This window comes from Halopseudomonas nanhaiensis, from assembly GCF_020025155.1.
Taxonomy (GTDB): domain Bacteria; phylum Pseudomonadota; class Gammaproteobacteria; order Pseudomonadales; family Pseudomonadaceae; genus Halopseudomonas; species Halopseudomonas nanhaiensis.
Map to the genome: position 1 here is coordinate 176,571 of NZ_CP073751.1, position 24,970 is coordinate 201,540.

General features: G+C 59.9%; 21 protein-coding genes. 4 read left to right on the plus strand and 17 right to left on the minus strand.

Going from position 1 to position 24,970, the window contains the following annotated elements; all coding sequences use genetic code 11:
• Window positions 1-6 precede the first annotated feature (6 nt).
• Window positions 7-3,144, minus strand: a complete 3,138-nt coding sequence (locus KEM63_RS00800; protein WP_223654051.1) for an efflux RND transporter permease subunit — start codon at window positions 3,142-3,144, stop codon at window positions 7-9.
• Complete coding sequence (locus tag KEM63_RS00805) at window positions 3,141-4,391, minus strand: efflux RND transporter periplasmic adaptor subunit (RefSeq protein WP_223654052.1); 1,251 nt, start codon at window positions 4,389-4,391, stop codon at window positions 3,141-3,143. The genes KEM63_RS00800 and KEM63_RS00805 overlap by 4 nt, the downstream gene beginning before the upstream one ends.
• A 191-nt stretch (window positions 4,392-4,582) precedes the next feature.
• On the opposite strand from KEM63_RS00805, the gene KEM63_RS00810 reads away from it, so the two are divergent.
• The 3 genes from KEM63_RS00810 (at window position 4,583) to KEM63_RS00820 (ending at window position 8,147) form a co-directional block, all read left to right on the plus strand.
• A complete protein-coding gene (locus KEM63_RS00810; protein ID WP_223654053.1) occupies window positions 4,583-6,274 on the plus strand; it encodes an AMP-binding protein in 1,692 nt (563 codons plus the stop codon).
• A gap of 91 nt (window positions 6,275-6,365) precedes the next feature.
• Complete coding sequence (locus KEM63_RS00815; protein ID WP_223654054.1) at window positions 6,366-7,340, plus strand: calcium/sodium antiporter; 975 nt, start codon at window positions 6,366-6,368, stop codon at window positions 7,338-7,340.
• A gap of 93 nt (window positions 7,341-7,433) precedes the next feature.
• The gene (locus tag KEM63_RS00820; protein WP_223654055.1) at window positions 7,434-8,147 is read left to right on the plus strand and encodes a VC0807 family protein; all 714 of its coding nucleotides are present in this window, start codon (window positions 7,434-7,436) and stop codon (window positions 8,145-8,147) included.
• A 311-nt stretch (window positions 8,148-8,458) separates the two neighbouring features.
• Here the strand turns inward: KEM63_RS00820 and KEM63_RS00825 are convergent, their stop codons facing one another.
• Entirely contained in the window at window positions 8,459-9,001 is a 543-nt protein-coding gene (locus tag KEM63_RS00825; protein ID WP_223654056.1) for a DinB family protein, read from the minus strand.
• A gap of 47 nt (window positions 9,002-9,048) precedes the next feature.
• A complete protein-coding gene (locus KEM63_RS00830) occupies window positions 9,049-9,270 on the minus strand; it encodes a VF530 family protein (protein WP_223654057.1) in 222 nt (73 codons plus the stop codon).
• Between the two features lie 312 nt (window positions 9,271-9,582).
• Between KEM63_RS00830 and KEM63_RS00835 the strand changes: the two genes are divergently transcribed.
• On the plus strand, window positions 9,583-10,710 hold the full coding sequence (locus tag KEM63_RS00835) for a zinc-binding dehydrogenase (protein ID WP_223654058.1): 1,128 nt from the start codon (window positions 9,583-9,585) through the stop codon (window positions 10,708-10,710).
• A 251-nt stretch (window positions 10,711-10,961) separates the two neighbouring features.
• Here the strand turns inward: KEM63_RS00835 and KEM63_RS00840 are convergent, their stop codons facing one another.
• The 13 genes from KEM63_RS00840 to KEM63_RS00900 all read right to left on the minus strand — a co-directional run bounded on the left by KEM63_RS00840 (window position 10,962) and on the right by KEM63_RS00900 (window position 24,848).
• Window positions 10,962-11,663: a DUF4145 domain-containing protein gene (locus KEM63_RS00840; protein ID WP_223654059.1), complete on the minus strand. Its 702-nt coding sequence runs from the start codon at window positions 11,661-11,663 to the stop codon at window positions 10,962-10,964.
• 110 nt (window positions 11,664-11,773) lie between these two features.
• Window positions 11,774-12,058 (minus strand): hypothetical protein, encoded by a 285-nt coding sequence (locus KEM63_RS00845; RefSeq protein ID WP_223654060.1) that lies wholly within the window; start codon window positions 12,056-12,058, stop codon window positions 11,774-11,776.
• Window positions 12,059-12,139: 81 nt separating this feature from the next.
• Window positions 12,140-12,625, minus strand: coding sequence for a GNAT family N-acetyltransferase (locus tag KEM63_RS00850; protein WP_223654061.1), 486 nt, complete (start codon window positions 12,623-12,625; stop codon window positions 12,140-12,142).
• Window positions 12,626-12,700: 75 nt separating this feature from the next.
• Complete coding sequence (locus tag KEM63_RS00855; protein ID WP_223654062.1) at window positions 12,701-13,720, minus strand: leucine-rich repeat domain-containing protein; 1,020 nt, start codon at window positions 13,718-13,720, stop codon at window positions 12,701-12,703.
• Window positions 13,721-14,639: 919 nt separating this feature from the next.
• Window positions 14,640-15,770, minus strand: coding sequence for a pyridoxal-phosphate-dependent aminotransferase family protein (locus tag KEM63_RS00860; protein WP_223654063.1), 1,131 nt, complete (start codon window positions 15,768-15,770; stop codon window positions 14,640-14,642).
• A gap of 143 nt (window positions 15,771-15,913) precedes the next feature.
• Window positions 15,914-16,777, minus strand: coding sequence for an ABC transporter permease subunit (locus tag KEM63_RS00865; RefSeq protein WP_223654064.1), 864 nt, complete (start codon window positions 16,775-16,777; stop codon window positions 15,914-15,916).
• Entirely contained in the window at window positions 16,774-17,679 is a 906-nt protein-coding gene (locus KEM63_RS00870; protein ID WP_223654065.1) for an ABC transporter permease subunit, read from the minus strand. The genes KEM63_RS00865 and KEM63_RS00870 overlap by 4 nt, the downstream gene beginning before the upstream one ends.
• Window positions 17,676-18,812: an ABC transporter ATP-binding protein gene (locus KEM63_RS00875; RefSeq protein WP_223654066.1), complete on the minus strand. Its 1,137-nt coding sequence runs from the start codon at window positions 18,810-18,812 to the stop codon at window positions 17,676-17,678. Before KEM63_RS00875 ends, KEM63_RS00870 begins: the two co-directional genes overlap by 4 nt.
• A gap of 124 nt (window positions 18,813-18,936) precedes the next feature.
• A complete protein-coding gene (locus KEM63_RS00880; protein WP_223654067.1) occupies window positions 18,937-20,037 on the minus strand; it encodes a polyamine ABC transporter substrate-binding protein in 1,101 nt (366 codons plus the stop codon).
• A 96-nt stretch (window positions 20,038-20,133) separates the two neighbouring features.
• Entirely contained in the window at window positions 20,134-21,225 is a 1,092-nt protein-coding gene (locus tag KEM63_RS00885) for an extracellular solute-binding protein (protein ID WP_423747843.1), read from the minus strand.
• Between the two features lie 101 nt (window positions 21,226-21,326).
• Window positions 21,327-22,697: an aspartate aminotransferase family protein gene (locus KEM63_RS00890; protein ID WP_223654069.1), complete on the minus strand. Its 1,371-nt coding sequence runs from the start codon at window positions 22,695-22,697 to the stop codon at window positions 21,327-21,329.
• A gap of 43 nt (window positions 22,698-22,740) precedes the next feature.
• Window positions 22,741-24,087 carry a glutamine synthetase family protein gene (locus KEM63_RS00895; RefSeq protein ID WP_223654071.1) on the minus strand — a complete coding sequence of 449 codons (1,347 nt, stop codon included), beginning with the start codon at window positions 24,085-24,087 and terminating at the stop codon, window positions 22,741-22,743.
• Window positions 24,084-24,848: a gamma-glutamyl-gamma-aminobutyrate hydrolase family protein gene (locus KEM63_RS00900; RefSeq protein ID WP_223654073.1), complete on the minus strand. Its 765-nt coding sequence runs from the start codon at window positions 24,846-24,848 to the stop codon at window positions 24,084-24,086. Before KEM63_RS00900 ends, KEM63_RS00895 begins: the two co-directional genes overlap by 4 nt.
• Window positions 24,849-24,970 lie beyond the last annotated feature (122 nt).

The following is a 24,970-nucleotide window of genomic DNA, read 5'->3' on the forward strand; positions in this document are numbered from 1 at the left end:
CCGCATTCAGCCTGTGCTGGTTGCGGCCCGTTCTGCCCGACGTATTCTCGCCGTCTCCAGCCAGGACAGCAGCGCAGGAATCACGAACAGTACCAGCAGGGTCGAAAAGCCCAGCCCGAAGGCGATGGACGTGGCCATCGGAATCAGGAACTGCGCCTGCAGCGACGTTTCGAACAACAGCGGCAGCAGCCCGCCGACTGTCGTCAGGGATGTCAGCAGTACCGCCCGCAACCGCTGCACCACCGCCTCGCTCAACGCCTGATTGACCTCCAGCCCCCGTTCGCGCTGATCCTGGTAGAAGCTGACCAGAATGATCGAGTTGTTGACCACGATGCCGGAGAGGCCGAACAGCCCGAACAATGACAGGATGGTCAGATTCAGCCCCATGAACCAGTGCCCGAGCAGCGCGCCAACCAGGGCCAGGGGAATCACCGCCATGACGATCAGCGGCGTCGCCCAGGATGTGAACACCCATACCAACACCGCATACATGAGTGCCAGGCCGACCAGCAGGCCGGTGCGCATGTCCGCCAGCGTATCGCGTTGATCTGCGGAGCGACCTTCGAAGCTGTAACGCACGTTGTGCCGTTCGGCCAGCGCCGGCAGCTCGGCCATCATCGCTTCCAGCACCACGCCGGCGGTGGTCTGCGCCTGATCGATGTCGGCAGTCACCTCGACCGCTAACTGCCCCTCGGCGTGGCGTAGCGCTTCGAAGCCCTGGCGGGTGGAGAACTCGGCGACCTGGTACAGCGGCACGCTGCGCCCGTCATCCAGCCGAATCGACAGATCGCCAAGGCTGGCCAGGCTGGCCCGCTCGGCTCTGGGCAATTGCACGCGCACTTCGATTTCATCCGAGCGCTGCTGATAGATCTGCGCCAGGCGCCCGTCATAGGCGGCGCGCAGTTGCCGGCCGAGGCTCTGGGTGCTCAGCCCGAGGGCCTGACCATAGGGTGTCAGCGAGTAGATCAACTGCTCGCGCCCCCAGGGCATGTCGTCGTCGGTACTGGTGACGCCGTCGATGGAAGCAAGCATCACCGCGACCGCATCGGCAGCGGCCTTGAGCTGATGCGGTTCGCTGCCGGTCAGGCGTACGTTGATGTCCTTGCCGGGTGGCCCGGCAACGCGCTCGCTGATGCTCAGCCGGTCGATGCCGGCGGGCATGACGATCCGCTCGCGCCACTCGGTGATAAAGGTACGGTTTCGTACCTCGCGGTGATCCGGCGAGACCAGTTCGATCATGATCGAGCCGAGTTGATCACCCTGGCGGGCGCCGCCGCCGGAGCCGCTGACTTCGCCCTGACGGATGACGAAGGTCTGCAACACGCCGCCACCCAAGGCCGCGTCGGTCTCGAGCAGCGTGTCTTCCAGGTGATCGAGAAAGCGCACCACCTCGGCACGCGGCGTACCCGCCACGAAGCTGGCATTGGCATAGAGCACCTGGGGCTCGGGCGTCGGGAAGAAGCTGAAGCCGATCCGCCCGCTGCTGACCAGGCCGATGGCAAGCAGGACGCTGACCAGGGCACAGGCCAGCGTGGCGCCGCGATGGCGCAAGGTCAGCGCAGAGAAGCGTCGGAAACGGCCATCGCGGAACCGGTCGAAACTCTGATCGAAGCGCTGGCGAACCGCATCCACGCGACGGGCAGCACCGGAATACCAGCGCTGGCGGCTGCCGGTGCCGGGCTTGAATGCCCCGCGCAAGTGATGCGGCAGCACCACGAAGCATTCCAGCAGCGAGGCGATCAGCACGCAGATCATCACCGTGGGAATGTCGCCGAGGATGTTGCCGAACACGCCGCCGACCATCAGTAGCGGCATGAAGGCGGCAATGGTCGTCAATGAGGAAGCGACTACCGGCCAGAGCATCCGCTTGGCTGCACCTTCCGACGCGTAGCCGGGTTGCTCGCCGTTGCGGAAGTGGGCGTCGGCGTCCTCACCGACCACGATGGCATCGTCGACGATCACCCCCAGCGCCATGATCAGCGCGAACAGGGAAATCATGTTGATCGAACCGCCGATCAGCCAGAACACCGCGAGCGCTGCGAGGAACGCCGTGGGAATGCCCACCGCGACCCACAGCGCCACCCGGCCGGGCAGGAACAGGTAGAGCAGCAGCAGAACCAGTACCAGACCGCTGACGCCGTTGTTGACCAGCAGCGCGATGCGGTCGTTGATCAGTTGCCAGGCTTCATCGTAGACATGGATCGACACACCGGGCGGCAGCGTGGGTCTCACCTCGTCGAGCCAGTCGTTGAGAATCTTCGCCGAGGTCAGCGAGTTGCCGTCCTCGGCGCGCTGCAGCAGCAGTTCGACCGCCGGATGTCCGTCGTGGCGCAGCTGAACCTGGTTGCGCATCGGTTCCTGAATGATCTGCGCGACATCGCCCAGGCGCAGGTGCGCGCTGGCACCTTCGACCAGCGGGATGCTGGCAAACTCGTCTGCCGAGCGACGTTGCTCGATGGCGCGCAGTTCGCGTGCCGAGTCGTCCTCACCGGCCAGACCGGCTGGCAGATCCCGCGACTCGGCAGCAATGCGGTCGGCCACCTGATCCAGCGACAGGCCCAGCCGTTCAAGCTGGGTGGTGGAAATCTCCACGCTGACCTGCTGCTGGGGCAGGCCGGCGAGCGTGATGCGATCGATGCCGCGGGTCAACAGATCGCGCTCGAAGCGGTTGGCCAGCGAACGCAACTCGGCATCTGTGTACGGGCCGTATACCAGCACGCTGGCCACGGGATCGAAGCGTGCGACGCGTACCACTTCGGGGCGCTCGGCATCCGAGGGCAGGTTGCGAAATTCTTCGACGCGCTGGCGTGCGTCGTCCAGCGCGATGATCGGATCGGTGCCCTCGGTGAACTCCAGGGTGATGCTCGAGATGCCCTGTGCGGAGGTCGATGTCATCGACTTGAGGTTTTCCAGACTGCGCAGACGCTGTTCCAGCGGCTGGGTGATCGCCTGTTCGATGTCCTCGGCCGCCGCACCGCTCCAGACCACGCGTACGGTGACGAAATCCAGCGCGAAGGTGGGGAAGAACTGGATGTTCATGCGCAGCAGGCCGAGCACGCCGCCCATGAGCATGACCAGCATCAGCAGATTCGCCGCGACCTTGTGGTTGACGAAAAAGCCGATCGGCCCGCCGGTCTGGTTCATTGCGCTGCTGCTCCGGCTGGCGCCTGCTCGGTGGGGTCGACGCGCAGGCCGTCGACCGCGTTGGGCAGATGGGTGACGACGATGCGCATGCCGGGCTGCAGTTGCTCGGAGCGCACCAGCACCCAGCGCGAGCCGTCTTCGCGAAGCGTTTCGCCGACGCGCTCGACCTGCAGCCGTTTCATCCGACCATCGACCAGCTGGTACAGGGTGTCATTGCCGTAGAGTGCGCTGTAGGGCACGGCGACGCTGCTCTCGCGCACCGGGCGCGGTACGCTGACAGCCAGCAGCGTGCCCAGGCGCAGGTTCGGCGCCGCGTCGTCGAGCCGGAATATCGCCTCGACGCCCCGCGCTTCGGCGAGACCGGCAATGCGCTGCAGGGTCATGGTTACGGCCGGCGAGACATCCAGCGTCCGCGCCACCAGTTGCTCGCCTTCAGCCAGCGCCTGAATGAAGTCCTGACTGTACATCTGCGGCAGCGTCGCACGCAGCTCCATGCCTTCCACCGGATAGAACTGCAGCAGCGCCGCATTGGCCGATACCTGGTCGCCGACGGCTACCTGAACCTCGCCGACCACGCCATCGAACGGCGCGCGAAAACGGCTCCGCTGGGCGTCACGTTCGGTGCTCTCCAGGCTGGCCCGGGCACGGTCGACGCGCGCTTTCAGTGCCGCTTCGCGAGAGGGAAACGATTCGATCGCACGCGAGCGCGTGGCAACGGTCAAGGCGGCACGCTCCAGCGCATCGTTTGCGGCCTCCAGCTCGGCGCGGGAGACCACCTGCCGCTCGATCAGCTGCTCGGTACGCTCGACGCTGCGACGGGCGTTGGCGAGGATGCGCTTTTCCAGCTCGAGCGCCTGACGGTCATTGGCATGTGCCGAACGCTCGCTGGTCAGCTGCGCCTGCGCGTCGTGCAGCTCTGCACGCGCCTGCTGCAGGCGCGGTTCGATGTCGGCCTCATCCAGTGCGACCAGCAAGGTGCCTTCTTCGACCACCTGACCATCACGCACCGGCAACTGGTCGATCCGGCCGGCCAGCGGTGCGACCACGGTGAAGCGGCGCGGTGATTCCAGCTGTCCGTAAAGCGTCAAGCTCGGCTGCAGGGTGCCCGGCTCGATGGCCATCGTATCCACCCGCCAGCTGCGTTCCTGCGGCGCCACGGGCTCGGGAGCGTCCCTGGTGATACGGAGCAATACGAAAATGGCAATACCGATGGCGATGATCAGCACCGGAACCAGACGTTTGCGCATGGGCACTCCCTGCGGGGGTTTGACAGTCGTCCTGTATACCTGCCGGCTGACGGCCATTCAATAGGCGCAGCGGTGTCAGGCGGGTTTGTAGCTATAGTGCTTCATATCTGTCGTCGATTTGTATATCGGCAGAGACACTTGCGGGCTACCTTCTAAGACCGAGACAACAACAATACATACGGAGGCGTACCGTGGACGCTGATATGCGCTGGTTGAAATCCTACCCTGCAGACGTGAGATGGGACGTGGAGCTGGAAGCTGTGCCGGTCTACAGCCTGCTCGAGCGCTCCGCTGAGCGTTACCCTGAGCGTCCGGCGATCAACTTCTTCGGCAGCAGGATCAGCTACGCCCGTCTGCAGGAGCTGGTGGGTCATGCCGCTGCAGGTTTCCAGGCACTTGGCGTCAAGCCGGGCGTGCATGTAGGTCTGTATCTGCCCAATTGCCCGCACTACTACATCGCCTTCTTCGGCGTGCTTCGCGCTGGCGGGACGGTGGTCAACTATTCGCCGCTGGATGCCGAGCGCACGCTCGAGCACAAGATCGAAGACAGCGAGACGGACGTGATGGTGACGCTCGATCTGGCGGCGTTCTATCCCAAGATGGCCAGCTTGCGGGCGCGCACGCGCTTGCAGCATCTCGTCGTCGGCTCGCTGGAAGACTTCTGCGAAGGCCTGACACCGGTCCAGGCCGAGCTGCTGGGGCCACGCGCAGATGTGGAAGTGGGTAACGGCTGCCAGCTGTTTACCGATCTGCTGAACAACGACGGCAACTATCATGCGTATCCGATCGCCGACGCGGCGACGGAATTGGCCGTGCTGCAATACACCGGCGGTACCACGGGTGCGCCGAAGGGCGCCATGCTCACCCACGGCAACATCACCACATCCTGCGCGCAGCTCGAGGAGATCCTGCGCGGTACGCTCGAGATGGGCAACGAGCGCGTCCTGGCCGTGCTGCCTCCCTTCCACATCTACGCGCTGATGGTGAACATGGTGTTCGGTCTGAGCAGGGCGGCCGAAATTCACCTGCACCCGCGGTTCGATGTCGAAGCAGCGCTCAAGGAGATCAGCCAGAGCCGCATCACCACGTTCCCGGGCGTGCCGACCATGTTTATCGGTCTGCTGAGCCATCCGGATACCGCCAGCTACGATCTCACGTCGCTGAAGATGTGCAACTCCGGTGGGGCTCCGCTGCCGGTAGAGGTCCAGCAGCGCTACAGCCGCACGGCCGGCTGCGCGCTGAAGGAAGGCTGGGGCATGACCGAAACCACCACTACCGGTACGTTCTCGCCCAAGGACGCCGAGCCACGCCCTGGCTCCTGCGGTATTCCGGTCCCGGGAGCGCGCATCCGTATTGCGCCGCTGGACGGCTCGGCGGGCAGCGTAGCGGTGGGTGAGCGTGGTGAGGTATGCATCGCCGGCCCGAACATCACCGTCGGTTACTGGAAGCGCGACGACGCCACGGCCGAAACCATGACCGCCGACGGCTACCTGCGCACCGGCGATGTGGGCTACATGGACGAGGACGGCTACGTTTACATCGTCGATCGGACCAAGGACATGATCCTGTGCAGCGGCTACAACGTGTATCCGCGGGTGATCGAGGAAGCCATCTACGAGATGCCGAGCGTCGAGGAAGTGTCGGTGATCGGCGTCGATGACCCCTACCGCGGTCAGGCACCGAAGGCGTTCATCAAGCTCAAGGCGGGCGCTGAGCCGCTCGATTTCGAGACGCTGCAGGCTTTCCTGGCGACTCGCCTGGGCAAGCACGAGCGCCTGCAGTCGATGGAGGTGCGTGATGCGCTGCCGCGCACGCCGGTCGGCAAGCTGTCGAAGAAGGAGCTCTACGAGGAAGAACGGCTGCGTGGCCAGGCCTGCGCCTGAACAGGCATTTGCGGAACAGGCGGTTCGCTCCGCTGGTCGGAAGGGCATGTTTTGCCGATAATGGCGCCCTGCTGACCACGGAGAATTGTTCATGCTGATGGCTTTTGCCGCTGTAATCGCCGGACTGGCGCTGCTGGTGTGGAGTGCCGACAAGTTCGTCGACGGCGCTTCGGCCACCGCTACGCACTTCGGGATGCCGACCCTGCTGGTGGGCATGCTGATCATCGGCTTCGGTACCTCGGCACCGGAGATGGTCGTCTCGGCGCTGGCCGCCTCGCAGGGCAATCCCGGTCTGGCGCTGGGCAACGCCTACGGCTCGAACATCACCAACATTGCACTGATTCTCGGTCTGGTCGCAGTGATCAGCCCGATCTCCGTGCACTCCCAGGTACTGCGCAAGGAGCTGCCCATCCTCATGGGCGTGACGCTCCTGGCCGGTTACCAACTGCTCAATGGCCAGCTCAGCCGCATGGATGCCTGGGTGTTGCTCGGCGTGTTCTTCCTGCTGATGGGCTGGTCCATCTTCCAGGGCATGCGCGGGCGCGGCGACGCACTGGAAAGCGATTACGACGCCGAGCTCAAGGCCAACGCCATGCCGCTTAAGTCTGCGCTGATCTGGCTGTTCGTCGGCCTGCTGTTGCTGGTGCTCAGCTCGCGGGTGCTGGTATGGGGTGCGGTCAGCATCGCCCAGAGCCTGGGCGTGAGTGATCTGATCATCGGTCTGACCATCGTCGCCATCGGCACCTCGTTACCCGAGCTGGCCTCATCCATCGCGGCGATCCGCAAGAACGAGCATGATCTGGCGCTGGGTAACGTGATTGGCTCCGGTCTGTTCAACACCCTGGCAGTAGTCGGCATCGCTGCCGGCATCATGCCGCTTTCGGTCGACCCAGTCGTTCTGTATCGGGACTGGATGGTCATGGCCGGCCTGACCCTGGCGCTGTTTATCATGGGTATCGGCCTGCGCGGCCGCCAGGGGCGCATAAACCGCCTGGAAGGCGCGCTGCTGCTTTGCGTGTATGCCGGTTATACCGGTTACCTGGCCTATACCATCATCGGCGCCTGACGGCCGGCGGTTGCCGGCAGGCCGACGGCTGCGAACACCGCAGCCGGGCCGTGTATGATGGTGGCCGATACGAACGAGACCGACTGAGCTTCGATGACTGACTCCACACCCCGCACGCCGCAACACAAACCCCGCCCCATGGTCGACCTGCTGGTCAGCATCCTGCTGCCCTCGGTGATCCTGATGAAGTTCAGCGGCGACGAGGACCTCGGCGCGCCGCTGGCGCTCATCGTGGCACTGGCGTTCCCGATCGGCTGGGGGCTGTTCGAGCTGCTGCGCTATCGCAAATTCAATTTCATCGCGGTGCTCGGGGTGGTCAGCGTCATGCTTACCGGCGGCATCGGCCTGTTCGAGCTGGACCCGCAGTGGCTGGCCATCAAGGAAGCTGCCGTACCGGGGCTGATCGGCATTGCCGTGTTGATCTCCACACGCACGCGCTATCCGCTGATCCGCACCCTGCTGTACAACGACACTGTACTGAACGTCGCCCGAGTGCAGGAGCGGCTGGAAGAGCGCGGTCAGGTGTCAGTGTTCGAAGGGCGTCTGTCGCGCGCCACCTACTTCCTCGCCGGGACCTTCTTCTTTTCGTCCGTGATGAATTACCTGGTCGCCAAATGGATCGTCACCAGCCCGGCCGGGACCAGCGCCTTCAACGAAGAACTTGGCCGCATGACCCTGGTCAGCTACCCGATGATCGCGCTACCCACCATGGTCATGATGGTGCTGATCATGCTGTACCTGTGGAAAACCATCCACGGCCTGACCGGCCTGAAGATGGAAGATATCGTCGCGCAGAAGGCGGGCTGAGCCCACCCGCTACACCCCCTTCGCGCCCAGGTGCGCTCCTACGACCAATCCGGAACCCGGGGGTTTTTGTAGGAGCGCACCCGGGCGCGAAAGCGAAGCCCGACCACCCCACCAAACCCTTACAACTCACTCCCTACCCCCGAACCCCCCATCATCCGAATCCGCCGAATCACCCCAAGAATGCCCTCGTACCCAAGCAATCCGCGACCCGGGTTTTTTGTAGGAGCGCACCCGGGCGCGAAAGCAAAGCCCGACCACCCCACCAAACTCGCAGATGGACGGCTTTGGCGATGCACGTTCTACGAAGCGATCTATAAGTCGCCCTCATCCGGAATCAAAGCAAGAAGATCGGTAACGCCGACATCGACCCCCGCCTGCGACAACAGGGTCGTTACCTGCCCACGGTGATGCGTCTGGTGATTGAACAGGTGAAGCATCAGGCTGGAGAAGCGTTTGCCGGCAGCAACGCCCTTGGTGTTGTGATAGCTGAGCACGAGCTCCAGATCATCATCGGTCAGCGCCTGCACCCAATCGATAATCTGACGATCCATCCAGCTCCGTTGCCGAGCCAGTTCAGCCAGATCATCGAACAGCATCTGATCGAGACCAGCAGGGCTGGGCAACTCCGAGACCTGCTGCAACAGGGTGTGGCAACGCGGGTGTTTCGCGAATCGCTGAAGCCAGATCGTGTCGGCCACGAGAATATGATTCAGCGTGCCGAGAATGGAGCCGAAGAACGCTCCGCGATCCCTGGTCAGCTCCGCCTCGTCAAGCTGAGCGGCAGCTTCGTAGACCTTCGCATTCATCCACTGGTTGTAGTCAGCCAGCAGTGTGAAACGTGCCTGCAGAGTCATCACCGTCTCCCTCCAGTATCCGCCAGGCTAAGCGGCCTGAGCCGATCTCAACGCACCATCGAAATATACAGCGCCTCGACCTTCTCGCGAGCCCAGGGTGTCTTCCGCAAAAAACGCAGGCTCGATTTCACGCTGGGGTCATGGGTAAAGCAGCGGATATTGATCCGCTGCCCAAGCCCTTCCCAACCGTAGTGCTCAACCAGCTCGTTGATCATGCGCTCCAGCGTAACGCCATGGAGGGGGTCGCGCGATGGCGTGGGGTCGGGCATAGGACGGGCTCCATTAGATGATCAGGCAGGTAAGACTATCGCACGCCGCGATCTGAGGGCGAATCGGTAGTTGACCGCGCATATGGATCCCTCGCCTTGCCTTGCATGCTGGCCCGGGCTGCTTGGCGGTAGGTCGCCTGCCGTTCGAGAAGGAGCAGATCCATTAAGTGGGCTACTCTAGCCCCATTGATCACGGGGATCAGGCAGTCCCAGCGACGCGGATCAAGCAGGCGTCAAGGGGATGCCACGCAGTTTTATGCACCAACACCGGTCAGCGAAGCACCAGACCACCTACATTTGAAGGAGAAACACGTGTCAGATACCAACATCGAACTCATTTCAACGATCAGTGAAGACAACAAACTGGAACTTGCCCTGCGCGATATCGAGATCCCCCAGCCGGGCGAGAATCAGGTGGTCATCCGCATCGAAGCCGCCCCTATCAACCCCTCTGATCTGGGCGTGATGTTCAGCGTGGGCGATATGACCACTGCCAGGCAATCCGGCAGCGCCGATCGCCCGGTCATCAATGCCGATGTACCGCCCAAATTCATGGGTGCAGTCAAGAAGCGGGTGGGCAAGTCCATACCCGTGGGCAACGAAGGCGCCGGCACTGTTGTCGCGGCGGGCTCGTCAGCCGCTGCGCAGAGCCTGATGGGCAAAACCGTTGCGTTCATTGGTGGGGGTAGCTACCGCAAATACGTATGCGCCAATGTCCAAAGCTGTCTGGAACTGGAGCCGGGTACTACCGCAGTCGAAGGCGCATCAAGCTTTGTTAATCCGCTGACTGCACTGGCCATGGTAGAGACCATGCGCGCCGAAGGTCACAAGGCTATCGTTCACGCTGCCGCCGCCTCCAACCTCGGGCAAATGCTCAACCGCATCTGCATCGCCGACGGCATCGACCTGGTCAATATCGTCCGCAAGCCGGAACAGGAAGCCTTGCTGCGCGGCCAGGGTGCCAAGTACGTGGTCAACTCCAGCAGCGACAGCTTTATGGCTGACCTGACCCAGGCACTGATCGATACCGGCGCGACCATCGCCTTCGACCCTATCGGTGGTGGTCGCCTGGCCAGTGACATCCTCACCTGCATGGAAGCCGCCGTCTCCCGCGACATGACTGAATACAGCGTGTACGGCTCGGACATCTACAAGCAGGTGTACATCTATGGCGGCCTTGATCGCGGCCCCGTCACGCTGAACCGCACCTTCGGTTTTGCCTGGGGCGTGAACGGCTTTCTGTTGTTCAATGCGCTAGGCAAGCTGGGTCAGAACACCGTCGCAGCCATGCGCAAACGCGTAGCGGCCGAAATCAAAACCACGTTCGCCAGCCACTACACCCACGAAGTATCCCTGTCCGGTGCGTTACAGCTGGATGCGATCTCGGTTTATGGCAAGCAGGCGACCGGAGAGAAGTTTCTGATCAAACCACAGAGCTAACGTTTAGCGGGTGCTGTGAGGCCATCTCAAAGCGCTGGAGTCAGATTGATTCCAGCGCTTGCATGGGACAATGCCTAGGAGGGCGGGACGCTTGGGGAAAATTGTCCATGGTCGTTCCGTTTGGCTAATACGAATAAATCTCTCGCCTTTTTGGTACAGAAACTCTCATCTGACCCCAGTTTCTAAAGCCGCGCCGCGCCGCGCCGCGCCGCGCCGCGAAGCGGCGGCGGTTTGAATGAATTTTTAGCCTTCTACCCCCGCCTTATCACGCTTTTGCCGATTCGCCGCGATGAGCTCGAGCATTCTACAGCTTGAATCGCACCAGAAGGCAATCCTTCGTAGAAGGATTCGATCTCCTTGGGCTCGGTAATCATCTTGTTCGCAATGAAGTTGATCAATTCGAAGAGCTTGAGAACTCGATCAGGTTCTTCAGAGAGATCAAGCTCGCCTGGGTGGACAGCGTTGTTGCCGGTGATCCTGAGGGCGTCGAGAGATTTCTGTACGAGTGGATTTAGGCCCTTCTTAACCAGATTTTTGATATCGTCGTTAATGTTCTTCCCTTGCTCTCCAAGCTGCACACACAGTTTTTGCAAAGCGAATCTCAAAAGCGCGGCGGCCGCCCTCGGAGAATCTGCAAGAACGCTTGCTGCCTCGCGGTAGTCCGCCTGAATGGACTCTGAGAGATCTACGTTCGGTGGAGTGGCGATGCTTTTCTTGGGGTAGATCATGTTCCCGCCATGCCAGAAAGCAACCTCGCTGCAGTGCTGGCATTTGGTGACAATCCAATCCTGCGGCATGAGCGCATCGAATTTGGAGTGCGAGTCAACCACACTCCGCCAATTGAAATTTGTCAGAGTTGCTAGATGCGCATAGAACTGCTTTGCGTAAACATTGCAGTATGGGCAGTGATACTCGCCCTTTCCAAGGGCGGGAGGGAAGTGTTCGAACGGCATGGGTATGTCTCCAGGAAGGCTAACGCTAAGCTAAACGGCAGACACTGCGAAGCAGTGGCTGTCCGGTGGAGGCCACGCCTTTCGTGACCGTAACGCATTTGAGCGCCTGGTTATGTGCCACTAATGACCCAGGCAGAAAGAAACAATGCTCCACTGATACTGAAAGCGAGCAAAGCAAACCCTTTGGGCACCTTCACTTCGGTCCTTGGGATCCCCCGAGCGACGCCATGCACGAGTGCTGTTATGAAAAAAGAGAAAATCACCCACAGCCCCAAGGTAACCAAAACCTCAAAGGTATCGGCTGCCTGCAATACAAAAAACAGTCCAAGTGCCACGACGATCAGCACGAAGCCGACCATCACAACGAAATCAAATACATCGTAGCGACGATTCATTGCATCACCACATAACGCCCGGCACACGCGGCGCTTTGGAGCAGCGCAGCTGCGTAAAAGCGCTCGCCGTGCTGCCGATTGTTAAGCTTTTGGCTTTCTATGCGATGCATTGAGTTCAATGCCGTAGAACTTCGTGTCAGGCGTGGGATTGTCGAAATAAGGATCAATTTCATGGAAACCCATGCTCACGTAGAGCGACTGTGCATGCACAGTCGGAGGCACAGCATCTAGGACGACTCTTCTGTAGCCGAGGCTGGCCAGCTTATCAAGCATGCTGTTCATTAGGGCACGGCCCAAGGCAAGCCCCTGATACTGTGGGCGAACATAGAGGCGCTTTACCTCTGCCGTTTCAGGGTCAATGTGCCTGAATCCAACACCGCCTGCCACTTTTGAGTTTACGATCACGAATGTGTATAGACCGCGGGGAAGAGTGAATACAGACTCTATTCTCGCCATTTCCCCCTCGAAATCTTGGTATGACAGATCTATATTCAACCACTCGACATACTCGCGAATTAGTGAGTTCAGTTCTTGAGCATCATCGGGAAACATCACATCTCTGATCATATATGGCACCTTCTAATGTCCGCTTAACGCCTCAAACACCGGCGCAGCTTTGCTGCGTCCGAGTGCTTTGACTTGTTAACTTTTTGATGACCATTTTAAGTACTCGTTAGCTATTTCATTGAATTGATGAATATGCTTTTCTATTTTTTTTGCATCACATGTCTGGCACATCCAAGGCTTACCTTTACCTGTAGGCAGTATCACTGTGTGCTCGCCACATTTTTTACAAGCAAGAAAATCATAAACACCAGATACTGGCTCAAACAAATCACACTCCACATCAGGTCTTGCGCCTGCTAGTGCCGCCACGTCCTCGAATTTATATTTATTGCTAATGAAGAGATATTTTAGCTTTCTTAGTTTTGCAAGGGGTAAAAGCCCATCTTGTTCCACCATAAATGTCCCAAGTGATAGCCAGTAAAGCTCCTGAAGCGAAGTTAATGGCTCCAGAGTTTTGGCTTTTAAGTACTTGATACTGTTCCCATCACCTGCAATAGAAAGCCCCTTTAAGTTAATGAGATTCTTAGTAAATGATAAATCTTCGCAGGCCCTTATATTTTCAAGTTCCAACCATTCAAGGGCTGGAAGCTGACCAAGAGGTTCAAGAGGTGCCAAAGAAGGAGAGCTACCAATATGGAGATACCTAAGACTTTTTGCCTTAGTGATTTTGTCTATTGATTTTATTCCGCTCCATTTAATATAGAGACCTTTTATTGACTTCATCTCACATACAGCATCAAACAACTCTTGAGTTGTCCTTGATGAAAACCAAATATATTCGACGTTGTCCATATCTGGTAATGATTCACACCAAGAATTAACCAGCTTCTTTTGTGCACTAGGTTTTAATTCTGTCTGTGTGCATGCGATATTCAGTCGATCACTTCCATCATACTCTGACGGATAGCGAATTGATTTTGGCGGAAAGTCTTTTGTTGGGCGGTAATACCAAAAACTATGAGATGGCTGAACGTCTTCACTTCTTAAATGCATTTCTTGCTTCATCAAATCCATGAAGCCCTGAAGCACCTCTTTTGAGGATTTGGTCTTAGACTTTTCTCTGTAGAGAGTAAATTCATCCTTGCTATCTGCCATAAATACTCGATCTCTGATTTAAAGTTAACGCCCGGTTAAGCAGCAGTTTTTGAGTGGAGCCTTTTTGTGTTAACAAACACAAAAAGGCGGAGCGGAAAAACTGTCTGCTTGAACCGTTTGTTAAGTGATTTTGTTTTTGAAGTGTACTGCTGTTTTGCCATACCACAAAACCTGCCTTGCTTTTTTGTTTTTCGTCTTTCTACTTGGCCTGAAGCCACTGAGGTGCTTAGAACATGCGCCCCTTTCTATTGCTGTTGAAATGACGAGCTTGATTTACCCAACGCAACATGAACGAAACCGCGCCTCTTTACGCCCACCCAGCTTTAAGCTCCTGCGCTACTTGAATCGGTGTTTCTTAAAGCGTGGCGCAAGGCTTTATGACTACTGCCGAACCCAACTTCCTCTTTAAACGTGGCACTTAGCTTTAACGCGCCCCTCACTTAACAGTGATTAGATGGAATTCCAGCATATTGCATATTGGTTGCTTCCACATATTCCCGCCGATGCCGGACCGTTAGGGGTGGTTTTTCCTCGTAACACAATCACTTGCTGTTCCGCTCGGCTCGACACCTGTAATCGCGTGACTTCCACATTTGGTCCGCTCAATATTCCGGCCGTCGAGGCGCTAGCCATTACAGCAGGCGTGCGAGCTCAGAACCTGCGACGGTTTTGGCAAACATGCTACCGCCCTGCCGGTGCCAAGAAGGCATAGCATGCGTGTGTATTAAAAGGCTGGGGATGAGACGGCTGTCCTTGCCGGTAGGCGGGTGTATCGACGGCATCCCTTGCCGAGTTCGAGCATATATCAGGGGTAGGGCTTTTCCAACGGTATGCCGGGGCCTAGCAGACGTGATGCACACCGAGCAGATTCAACAGGGGTTGAGCCTGCTCGGCATGCCGTCGACATCGCGAGTCGTCTTCAGCCTTTAACCGCTTCCAACGCCTGGCGCAGGTTGCTTACGGTGCGCTCGATATTGTGCAGCTTGTCCAGGCCGAACAGGCCGATGCGGAAGGTCTTGAAGCCGGCGGGCTCGTCGCACATTAGCGGTACGCCTGCTGCCGTCTGCAAGCCTTGGGCGATGAAGGCCTTGCCGTTCTGGATGTTCTCGTCGGTGGTGTAGCTGACCACCACGCCAGGGGCGCCGAAGCCGTCTGCAGCAACGCTAGCGAAGCCCTTTTCCTGCATCAAAGCGCGTACGGCGCGGCCGAGATCCAGCTGCTCCTGCTTGACCTTGTCGAAGCCGTAGTCGCGCGTCTCCAGCATGGTGTCGCGGAAGCTGCGCAGGGCATCGGTAGGCATGGTGGCGTGGTAGGCATGGCCGCCGTTTTCGTAGGCCTGCATGATCTGCCGCCATTTCTTCAGGTCGCAGGCGAAGCTGTCGCTGCTGGTTTCGGCCAGGCGCTGTTCGGCACGTTCGCTGAACATGACCAGGGCGCTGCAGGGTGAGGCGCTCCAGCCCTTCTGCGGTGCGCTGATGAGTACGTCCACTGCACAGGCCTGCATGTCCACCCAGACGGTGCCTGAGGCGATGCAGTCGAGCACGAACAGGCCGCCGACCTCACGAACCGCTTCGCCGACGGCACGCAGGTAGTCATCGGGCAGCATGATGCCGGCAGCGGTCTCCACATGTGGTGCGAAGACGATATCCGGCTTGCGGTTGCGGATCTCCGCGACCACTTCCTCGATCGGTGCCGGCGCGAAGGGCGCCTGATCGCCGGTGCCGGTCTGGCGGGCCTTGAGTACGGTCTCTTCGCTTGGCATGCCGCCCATCTCGAAGATCTGGCTCCAGCGATAGCTGAACCAGCCATTGCGAATCACCATGCAGCGCTTGTTGCGGGCGAACTGGCGCGCCACCGCTTCCATGCCGTAGGTACCGCCGCCCGGGACCACGGCCACTGCGGAGGCTTGGTAGACCTGCTTGAGTGTGGTGGAGATGTCGCGCATCACCTCCTGGAAGGTTTGCGACATGTGATTCAGGGAGCGGTCAGTAAAGACGACGGAATATTCGAGCAGGCCGTCCGGATCGACGGTGGGGACCAGGCTGGACACGGTGGTATCTCCAAGCGGGTGTAAACAGGCAGTGCCGAACGGGTCGGCGACGAAGGGGAATATCCTAACTCGATTGTGCGGTGCAGTCGCCTAACGCTCGCCTGGAAGGAAGCCGGGGCTACGCAGCGCGCGCCCCGGCTCGATCAATTGCGGCGACTGTCGATGGCGTCCTTCCAGGTTGGCGCGGCTTCCGCTTCCGGCATCCGCGAGCGCTTTTCGGCGCTGCGGGCGACGAACCAGGCCAGTAGCGTGAACAGAGACACGGCAAGCAGGATCAGGCTGGCGATGGCGTTGATGTCCGGCTTCACGCCCAGGCGCACGGCCGAGAAGACTTCCATTGGCAGGGTGGTCGCGCCCGGACCGGATACGAAGCTGGCCAGAACCAGATCGTCCAGCGACAGGGTGAACGCCAGCAGCCAGCCGGCGAAGATCGACGGCGCGATCATCGGCACGGTGATCAGCAGAAAGGTCTTCCACGGGGGCGAGCCGAGATCCAGCGCGGCTTCCTCGATGGACTGATCCAGCTCACCCAGACGGCCACTGACGACAATCGCCACGTAGGCCGTGGAGAAGGTGGTGTGCGCAATCCAGATTGTCACCATGCCGCGCTCGGCCGGCCAGCCAACCAGCTGGGCCATGGAGACGAACAGCAGCAGCAGCGACAGGCCGGTAATCACCTCGGGCATGACCAGCGGTGCGGTGACCAGTCCGGAGAACAGCGTACGGCCGCGGAAGCGCTTGATGCGCGTCATGACGAATGCCGCGAGCGTACCCAGCAGCACTGCGGCACATGCGGTGAAAAAGGCGATCTGCAAACTGCGCTGAACCGCGTTGATCAACTGCTGATTGTCCAGCAGACCCACGTACCAGCGAATCGACCAGCCACCCCAGACGGTGACCAGGCGCGAGTCGTTGAACGAATAGATCACCAGGATGAGCATCGGCACATAGATGAATGCCAGGCCCAGCCAGAGCACCACGGTGGAGAAGGTCGAGCGAGTGTTCATGCGTTCTTCTCCATTTCCCGGGACTGGTTGTAGTGGAACAGGATGATCGGAATCAACAGGATCAGCAGCATGATGATCGCCAACGCCGAGGCGATCGGCCAGTCGCGGTTGTTGAAGAACTCCTGCCACAGCACCTTGCCGATCATCAGCGTCTCGGGGCCACCGAGCAGCTCGGGAATGACGAACTCACCGACGACCGGGATGAACACCAGCATCGAGCCGGCGATGATGCCGCTCTTCGACAGCGGCACGGTAACCGTCCAGAACGCCTTGGTCTTGCCGGCGCCGAGATCCATTGCCGCCTCCAGCAGGCTCATGTCGTGCTTGACCAGGTTGGCGTACAGCGGCAGCACCATGAACGGCAGATACGCGTAGACGACACCGATATAGACGGCGGTATCGGTGTTGAGGATCGGGATCGGCGAGTCGGTAATGCCCATGCCCATCAGCGCCGAATTGAGCAGGCCATTGGTGCTGAGAATGCCCATCCAGGCATACACACGGATCAGAATCGCGGTCCAGGTCGGCATCATCACCAGCAGCAGATACACCAGCTGCTTGTCCTTGGGCGCGCGGGCGATGGCATAAGCCATCGGATAGCCGAGGGCCAGACACACCAGCGTCGAGAAAAAGGCGATCTTCAGCGAGCCCAGGTACGCCGAGTAGTACAGCGAGTCGCTGGCCAGGAACAGGTAGTTGCCCAGATTCAGCACGATGTTCAGTGACTGCTGGGCGTATTCGATCAGCGGCTCGTAGGGCGGAATGGCAATCGCCGCCTGCGAAAAGCTGATCTTCAGGACGATGGCGAACGGCAGCAGAAAGAACAGGAACAGCCACAGGTACGGGATGCTGATGACCCACAGCTTCCCGCTCGGGAGCAGTCGCGACAGCCCCCTGCTCATGACTGCAGTACCACGCCGGCGTCATCTTCCCAGCTGATGTAGACCTTGTCTTCCCATGTCGGGCGCGGCAGCCGGCGCTCGGAGTTGGGGAAGAAGGCCTGAACCATCAGGCCGCTTTCCAGCTTGATGTAGTACACCGAATGACCGCCCAGGTAGGCAATGTCATGCACGTGGCCGTGCCCCCAGTTGTGCTCGCTTTCCGGCTTCGCGGTGCTGACGAACAGCTTCTCCGGGCGCAGCGCGTAGGTGATCTTCTTGTCCTGCGCGCGGGTGGAAATGCCATGGCCTACGTAGATATCGCGGTCGAGATGGCGGCAGCGGATGATCGCGTGATCTTCCATGTCGCTGATGATCTCGCCTTCGAAGATGTTCACGCTGCCGATGAATTCGGCCACGTGGCGGCTCACCGGACTTTCATAGATATCCATCGGCGTGCCGACCTGGGCAATCCAGCCCTGGTGCATGATGGCTATCCGCTGGGCCATGGTCATGGCCTCTTCCTGGTCGTGGGTGACCATGATGCAGGTCACGCCGACGCGCTCGATGATTTCCACCAGTTCGAGCTGCATCTGCGAGCGCAGCTTCTTGTCCAGCGCGCCCATGGGCTCGTCGAGCAGCAGCAGCTTCGGGCTCTTGGCCAGGGACCGTGCCAGTGCCACCCGCTGGCGCTGGCCGCCGGAGAGCTGGTTGGGCTTGCGCCGCGCGTACTCGGTCATGTGCACGAGCTTGAGCATCTGCTGGACGCGGTCGGTGATCTCCGCCTTGCTCATGCGGTCCTGCTTCAGGCCGAAGGCAATGTTCTGTTCCACGGTCATGTGCGGGAACAGTGCATAGGACTGGAACATCATGTTGATCGGGCGCTTGTACGGCGGCAGGTCGGTGATGTCCTGGCCGTCAAGCCAGACGCGGCCTTCGGTCGGGCGTTCGAAACCGGCAAGTACCCGCAGCAGCGTCGATTTGCCGGAGCCGGAGCCACCGAGCAGGGCGAATATTTCACCGCGGTTGATGGTCAGGCTGACATCGTCGACCGCCAGCGCCTCGTCGAATCGCTTGCTGATGCGATCGATCTTGACGAACTCGTTAGGCTCGGCCTTGGCCATGGCCTGTTTCATGGCACCTGCTGCACCAACCATACTCATCTCCACACGGCGACACGAAAGGCGGTCGCCTGATCAGTACCGCCCGGCAGGGCCGGGCGGCCATTAAGTCGTAAATGCTGGATCAAAAAAGGGCCACCCCGCAGGGCGGCCCGGCTGCTTACTTGCCTGACTTGACGCGGTTCCAGGCGCGGGTGACCAGACGCTGTGCCGCCATCGGGCGCGGCTTGGCCACGTACAGCTTGTTCATCACTTCTTCGGTCGGGTAGATCGCCGGATCGTTGAGAATCTCGGAATCAACCAGCTCGTTCGCGGCCTTGTTCGGGTTCGCATACGCCACGTAATCGGTAATGGGCGCGACGACCTCAGGCTTGAGGATGTAGTTGATGAATGTGTGGGCGTTGTCCGGGTTCGGCGCGTCCTTCGGAATCGCCATCATGTCGAACCACAGCTGGGTGCCTTCCTTGGGAATGGTGTACTCGATTTCCACGCCATTCTTCGCTTCCTCGGCGCGATAGGCCGCCTGGAAGATGTCACCCGAGAAGCCGACTGCGACGCAGATGTCGCCATTGGCCAGATCGGTGATGTAGCGTGAGGAGTGGAAGTAGCGGACGTTGTCGCGCACGCCCATCAGCAGCTCTTCGGCTTTCTTGATGTCGTCGGCGTCGGTGCTGTTCGGATCGAGTCCGAGATAGCCGAGCGCGGAGGTCAGCATGTCGTCACCGGAGTCGAGCATGGAAATGCCGCAGTCCTTGAGCTTGCTGGCCACCTCCGGCTTGAACACCAGATCCCATGAATCGGTGGGGGCGTCGTCGCCCAGCGCAGCCTTGACCTTCTCGACGTTATAGCCGATGCCGTTGGTGCCCCACATGTAGGGGATGGCATGCTTGGCGCCCGGATCAACGCTTTCGAGCTGTTCCATCAGCTTCGGATCAAGGTTCTTCATGTTGGGCAGCTTGCTGTGATCAAGCTCCTGGTACACGCCCGCCTGAATCTGCTTGGTCAGGAAGTGGTTGGACGGCACGACGATGTCGAAGCCCGAGCGGCCGGTCAGCAGGCGTGCGTCCAGCGTTTCGTTGGAGTCGTACACGTCATAGGTGACGTCGATGTCGGTTTCTTTCTCGAAGTTGTCGACCGTGTCTTCGGCGATGTAGTCGGACCAGTTGAAAATCTTCAGCTCGCCTTCAGCCTGGGCACTGGCAGCGCCTCCCAGCAGAACGGCAGTGGAGACAGCCAACAGGCTTTTCTTAAAGTTTTTCATCGTATCTCCTGTAACGGACTCCAGCCGCAACGCCGGCCTGGCCCGCCTTGTTGGTGTGCCGAATCTTTCGATCCGGCGGGTTCAGCTTTCAGGTCCTCAACGGCCGGACTTGATTCTGGTCCAGGCACGGGTGCGCACACGCTCGATGTTCGGCGGCAGCTCGGCCAGCGTGAAGAGTTTATTCAAGGTCTCGTCGCTCGGATAGACGCCCGGATCATTCAGTACTTCCTTGTCGATCATCGACTTGGAAGCCTCGTTGCCGTTTGCATAGGCAACGTAGTTGCTGATCTCGGCAATCACTTCCGGGCGCAGAATGTAGTCCATGAAGGCGTAGGCGTTATCGACGTTCCGCGCGTCCTTCGGAATGGCCATCATGTCGAACCACATGGCCGCGCCTTCCTTGGGAATGACGTACTGGATGTCATTGCCGTTGTCGGCTTCTTCAGCGCGGTCGGAGGCCTGGATGATGTCACCGGACCAACCCACCGCGACGCAGATGTCGCCGTTGGCAAGATCGGTGATGAACTTGGAGGAGTGGAAGTAGGTGATGTGCGGGCGCACACCCATCAGCACTTCCTCGGCCTTGGCGTAGTCGTCGGCGTTGGTGCTGTTCGGATCGAGGCCGGCGTAGAACAGGGCCGAGGGGATGATTTCGGCGGGCGCGTCAAGGAAGGCTACGCCGCACTTGGCCAGTTTCTCCATGTTCTCCGGCTTGAACACCAGATCCCACGAATCGAGCGGGGCATCGTCGCCCAGCACTTCCTTTACCTTGTCGACGTTGTAGCCGATGCCGGTGGTGCCCCACAGATAGGGGAAGGCGTACTGGTTGCCCGGATCATTGGTGTCGAGCGCCTTGAGCAGGGTCTTGTCGAGGTTCTCCCAGTTCTTCAGCTTGCTCCGGTCCAGCGGCATGAAGGCGCCGGCCTTGATCTGCTTGCCGAGAAACTGGTTGGAGGGGACCACGATGTCGAATCCCGAACTGCCCGACAGCAGCTTGGCTTCGAGCACTTCGTTGCTGTCGAACACGTCGTAAACCGGTCGGATGCCTGTTTCCTTCTGGAAATTGTCCAGCGTGTCTTCGGCGATGTAGTCCGACCAGTTATAGATGTTCACCACTTCTTCGGCGTGGGCGAGGGTGCCAAAGGTGGCGACACCTACGGCCAACAGAGTCTTGCTCAGATGCTTGATCATCGTTCTCAGCTCTCCATCCATTGTGTTTGAACGCGTTGCGAACCTGTACGGTTGTTCCTTACACACTCGAAGCACACGCGGACCCTGCCGGCCGACCTTCACATGCCGAGCTGCTCCGCGGTCTGATCAAGGCACTGCCGAATACGCATCACCAGTTCGTCGATTTCCGACGGTCTGATGACCAGAGGCGGAGACATGATCATGGTGTCGCCCACAGCCCGCATGACCAGGCCGTTGCGAACACAGATGTCGCGACACAGCGTGCCCGCGGTGCCCTTCTCATGGAACCGCTCGCGCGTCGCCTTGTTCTTCACCAGTTCGATCGCGCCGAGCAGGCCCACACCGCGTACTTCACCGACCAGGCGGTGATCCGCCAGACCGGCGATCTTGCTTTGCAAATACGGTGCCGCTTCCTGCTTGACGTACTCGACGATCTTTTCATCGCGCAGAATGCGCAGGTTCTCCAGGCCTACCGCGGCCGCAACCGGATGGCCGGAGTAGGTGTAGCCATGGAAGAACTCGCCACCCTCGTCGATCATGGTCCGTGCGACGCGATCGCCGACGATCACCCCGCCCATGGGCAGGTAGCCCGATGTCATGCCCTTGGCGATCGGCATCAGGTCAGGCTTGAGGTCGTAGTACTGGCTGCCGAACCATTCACCGGTACGGCCAAAGCCGCAAATGACCTCGTCGACGACCAGCAGGATCTGGTACTTGTCGAGGATGCGCTTGATTTCCGGCCAGTAGGTAGACGGCGGAATGATCACCCCGCCGGCGCCCTGAATCGGTTCGGCTATGAAGGCGGCGACGTTGTCCTCACCGACTTCCTCGATCTTCGCCTCCAGCTGGCGCGCCGCCCAGAGCCCGAACTCCTCCGGACTCATGTCGCCCCCCTCGCCATACCAGTACGGCTGCGCGATATGCACGATGCCGGGGATAGGCAGGTCGCCCTGCTCGTGCATCGGCGCCATGCCGCCGAGACTGGCGCCGGCGACCGTCGAGCCGTGGTAGCCGTTGATGCGCCCGATCACGGTTTTCTTCGTCGGCTTGCCCTTCAGATCCCAGTAACGACGCACCATGCGCAGTACTGTGTCGTTTGATTCCGAACCGGAGCCGGTGAAGAACACATGGTTCATATGCGCTGGCGCGATCTCGGCAATTGCCGCCGCGAGCTTGACCGCAGGTGGGTTGGCGCACTGGAAGAAGCTGTTGTAATACGGCAGTTCCAGCATCTGCTTGTACGCCACCTCGGCCAGTTCGCGACGGCCGTAACCGATATTCACGCACCACAAGCCAGCCATGCCGTCAAGTATCTTCTGCCCGTCGCTGTCCCACAGGTAGACTCCTTCGGCACGCTCGATGATGCGCGAGCCGCGGCTGCCCAGATCCTTGTGGTCGGTGAACGGATGCAGATAATGCGCGTGATCAAGCGCACGCAACTCGGCGGTGGTATGGGTTGGCTGGCTCATCGTTACTCCTGTTGTTCAGTGGTGCCCGGTGAGGCGAGGCGGATCAGACGCTCAACAGCAGGAACTCGCGCTCCCACGAGCTGATCACGCGCTTGTAGTTCTCGTGTTCGACCCGCTTGACCGACACGTAACCACGGCAGAACTTCTCGCCCAGCACCTCCTGGATGTCGCGGCAGGCTTCCATCCGTTCCAGCGCCGCTTCCAGCGTGAACGGCAGGCGCAGGTTGCGGCGCTCGTAGGCGCGGCCTTTTACCGGTGCGGACGGCGCGATGCTGCCCACCATGCCCAGATACCCGCAGAGCAGGCTGCCCGCAATCGCTATATAGGGGTTGGCGTCAGCGCCCGGCAGGCGGTTTTCCACGCGGCGGTTCTGCGCGTTGGAATCCGGAACACGCAGGCCGGCGGTACGGTTTTCTTCACCCCATTCGACGTTCACCGGTGCCGAGGTGTCTGGCAGGAAGCGGCGGAACGAGTTGACGTTGGGGGCGAACAACGGCAGCACTTCGGGGATGTAGCGCTGCAGCCCGCCGATGTGATGCAGGAACAGTTCGCTCATGGTGCCGTCGGGATTGGAGAAAATGTTCTTGCCGGTCTTCTTGTCGACGATGCTCTGGTGCAGGTGCATTGCACTGCCCGGCTCGTTGGTGATCGGCTTGGCCATGAACGTCGCGGTCATGTCGTGCTTGAGCGCGGCTTCGCGCATGGTGCGCTTGAACACCAGAATCTGGTCAGCCAGATGCAGCGGATCGCCATGACGGAAGTTGATTTCCATCTGCGCCGTGCCTTCCTCATGAATCAGCGTGTCCAGATCCAGCCCCTGAGTCTCGCACCAGTCATACATGTCTTCGAACAGCGGGTCGAATTCGTTCGCCGCGTCGATGGAGAACGACTGACGCCCGGTCTCCTGACGGCCGGAACGGCCGATCGGCGGCTGCAAGGGCAGATCCGGATCTTCGTTGCGGCGGGTCAGGTAAAATTCCATTTCGGGCGCGACGATCGGCTGCCAGCCCTTGTCGGCATACAGCTTCAACACCTTCTTGAGGATGTTGCGCGGCGACATCTCGATCGGGATGCCCTGCTTGTCATAGCAGTCATGAATGATCTGCGCCGTCGGCTCGATGGCCCACGGCACCAGATAGATGCCGTTCTCGTCCGGCTTGCAGATCATGTCGATGTCGGCCGGGTCCAGCAGTTCGTAATAGATGTCATCTTCCACATAGTCGCCGGTGACCGACTGCAGGAGGATGCTTTCGGGCAAACGCATGCCCTTTTCCGAGACGAACTTCATCGTCGGAGCGATCTTGCCGCGGGCAATGCCGGTCAGGTCACTGACCATGCATTCCACTTCGGTAATCTTGTGTTCTTTAAGCCAGGATTCGATCTGATTCATACAGTCCTCGAAGCCGCGCGTGCCCGGCAGGCGTCACCAAACGCCCTGAATATCGACAGATAGAAGGAATTCTCGGTGACCTTCCACTCTGGATGCCATTGCACGCCCAGCGCAAAATTGCGAGCTTGGGCGACCGAGAAAGCCTCGATCAGCCCGTCGGGGGCGGTCGCTTCCGGCCGCAGATCCGGCGCCAGACGGTCTACACCCTGCGTATGCAGAGAGTTGACCCGGGCCGAATCGCGGCCGGACAGTTCGTAGAGCAGTCCTCCCGGTTCGACCTTGATATCGTGGGCGGGGCCGTACTGGACGTCCACTGGCTGGCTCTTGTCTTCGCGGTGCTCGATAAAACCGGGCACTTCATACAGGCGTTGATGCAGGCTGCCGCCGAATGCCACATTCATTTCCTGAAATCCGCGGCACACGCCGAGCACCGGAACGCCCTGGTCGATAGCGGCACGAATCAGCGGCAGCGTGGTGGCGTCGCGCTGAGGGTCATGTTGCTTCGGATCGGCGCTGGGCGGGCCAGCATAGTGGTGCGGCTCGACGTTGGAAGGCGAGCCGGTGAACAGTACACCGTCAAGCGTTTCCAGGAGCTGCTCGCTGGCCAGGCGGTCGCCAAGCGCAGGAATCAGTAGTGGTAGACCGTTCGCGCCATCCACCACGCCGAGGATGTATTTTTCCCCTACTATATGGAAAGGATGCAGACCGCTCTTGTCGGTGCAGCAGGAGATACCTATCAGGGGTTTGCGCTGAGATGACATGTCCATGGTCTGTGTTGAATAACGTACATGAGTTCGATGTTGTTCAATTTTTTACACAATAGCAATAAAAAATCATGAATACAGAATAGCCGATGGCGCGCTTCTCGCAAGCTGTGCGCGGC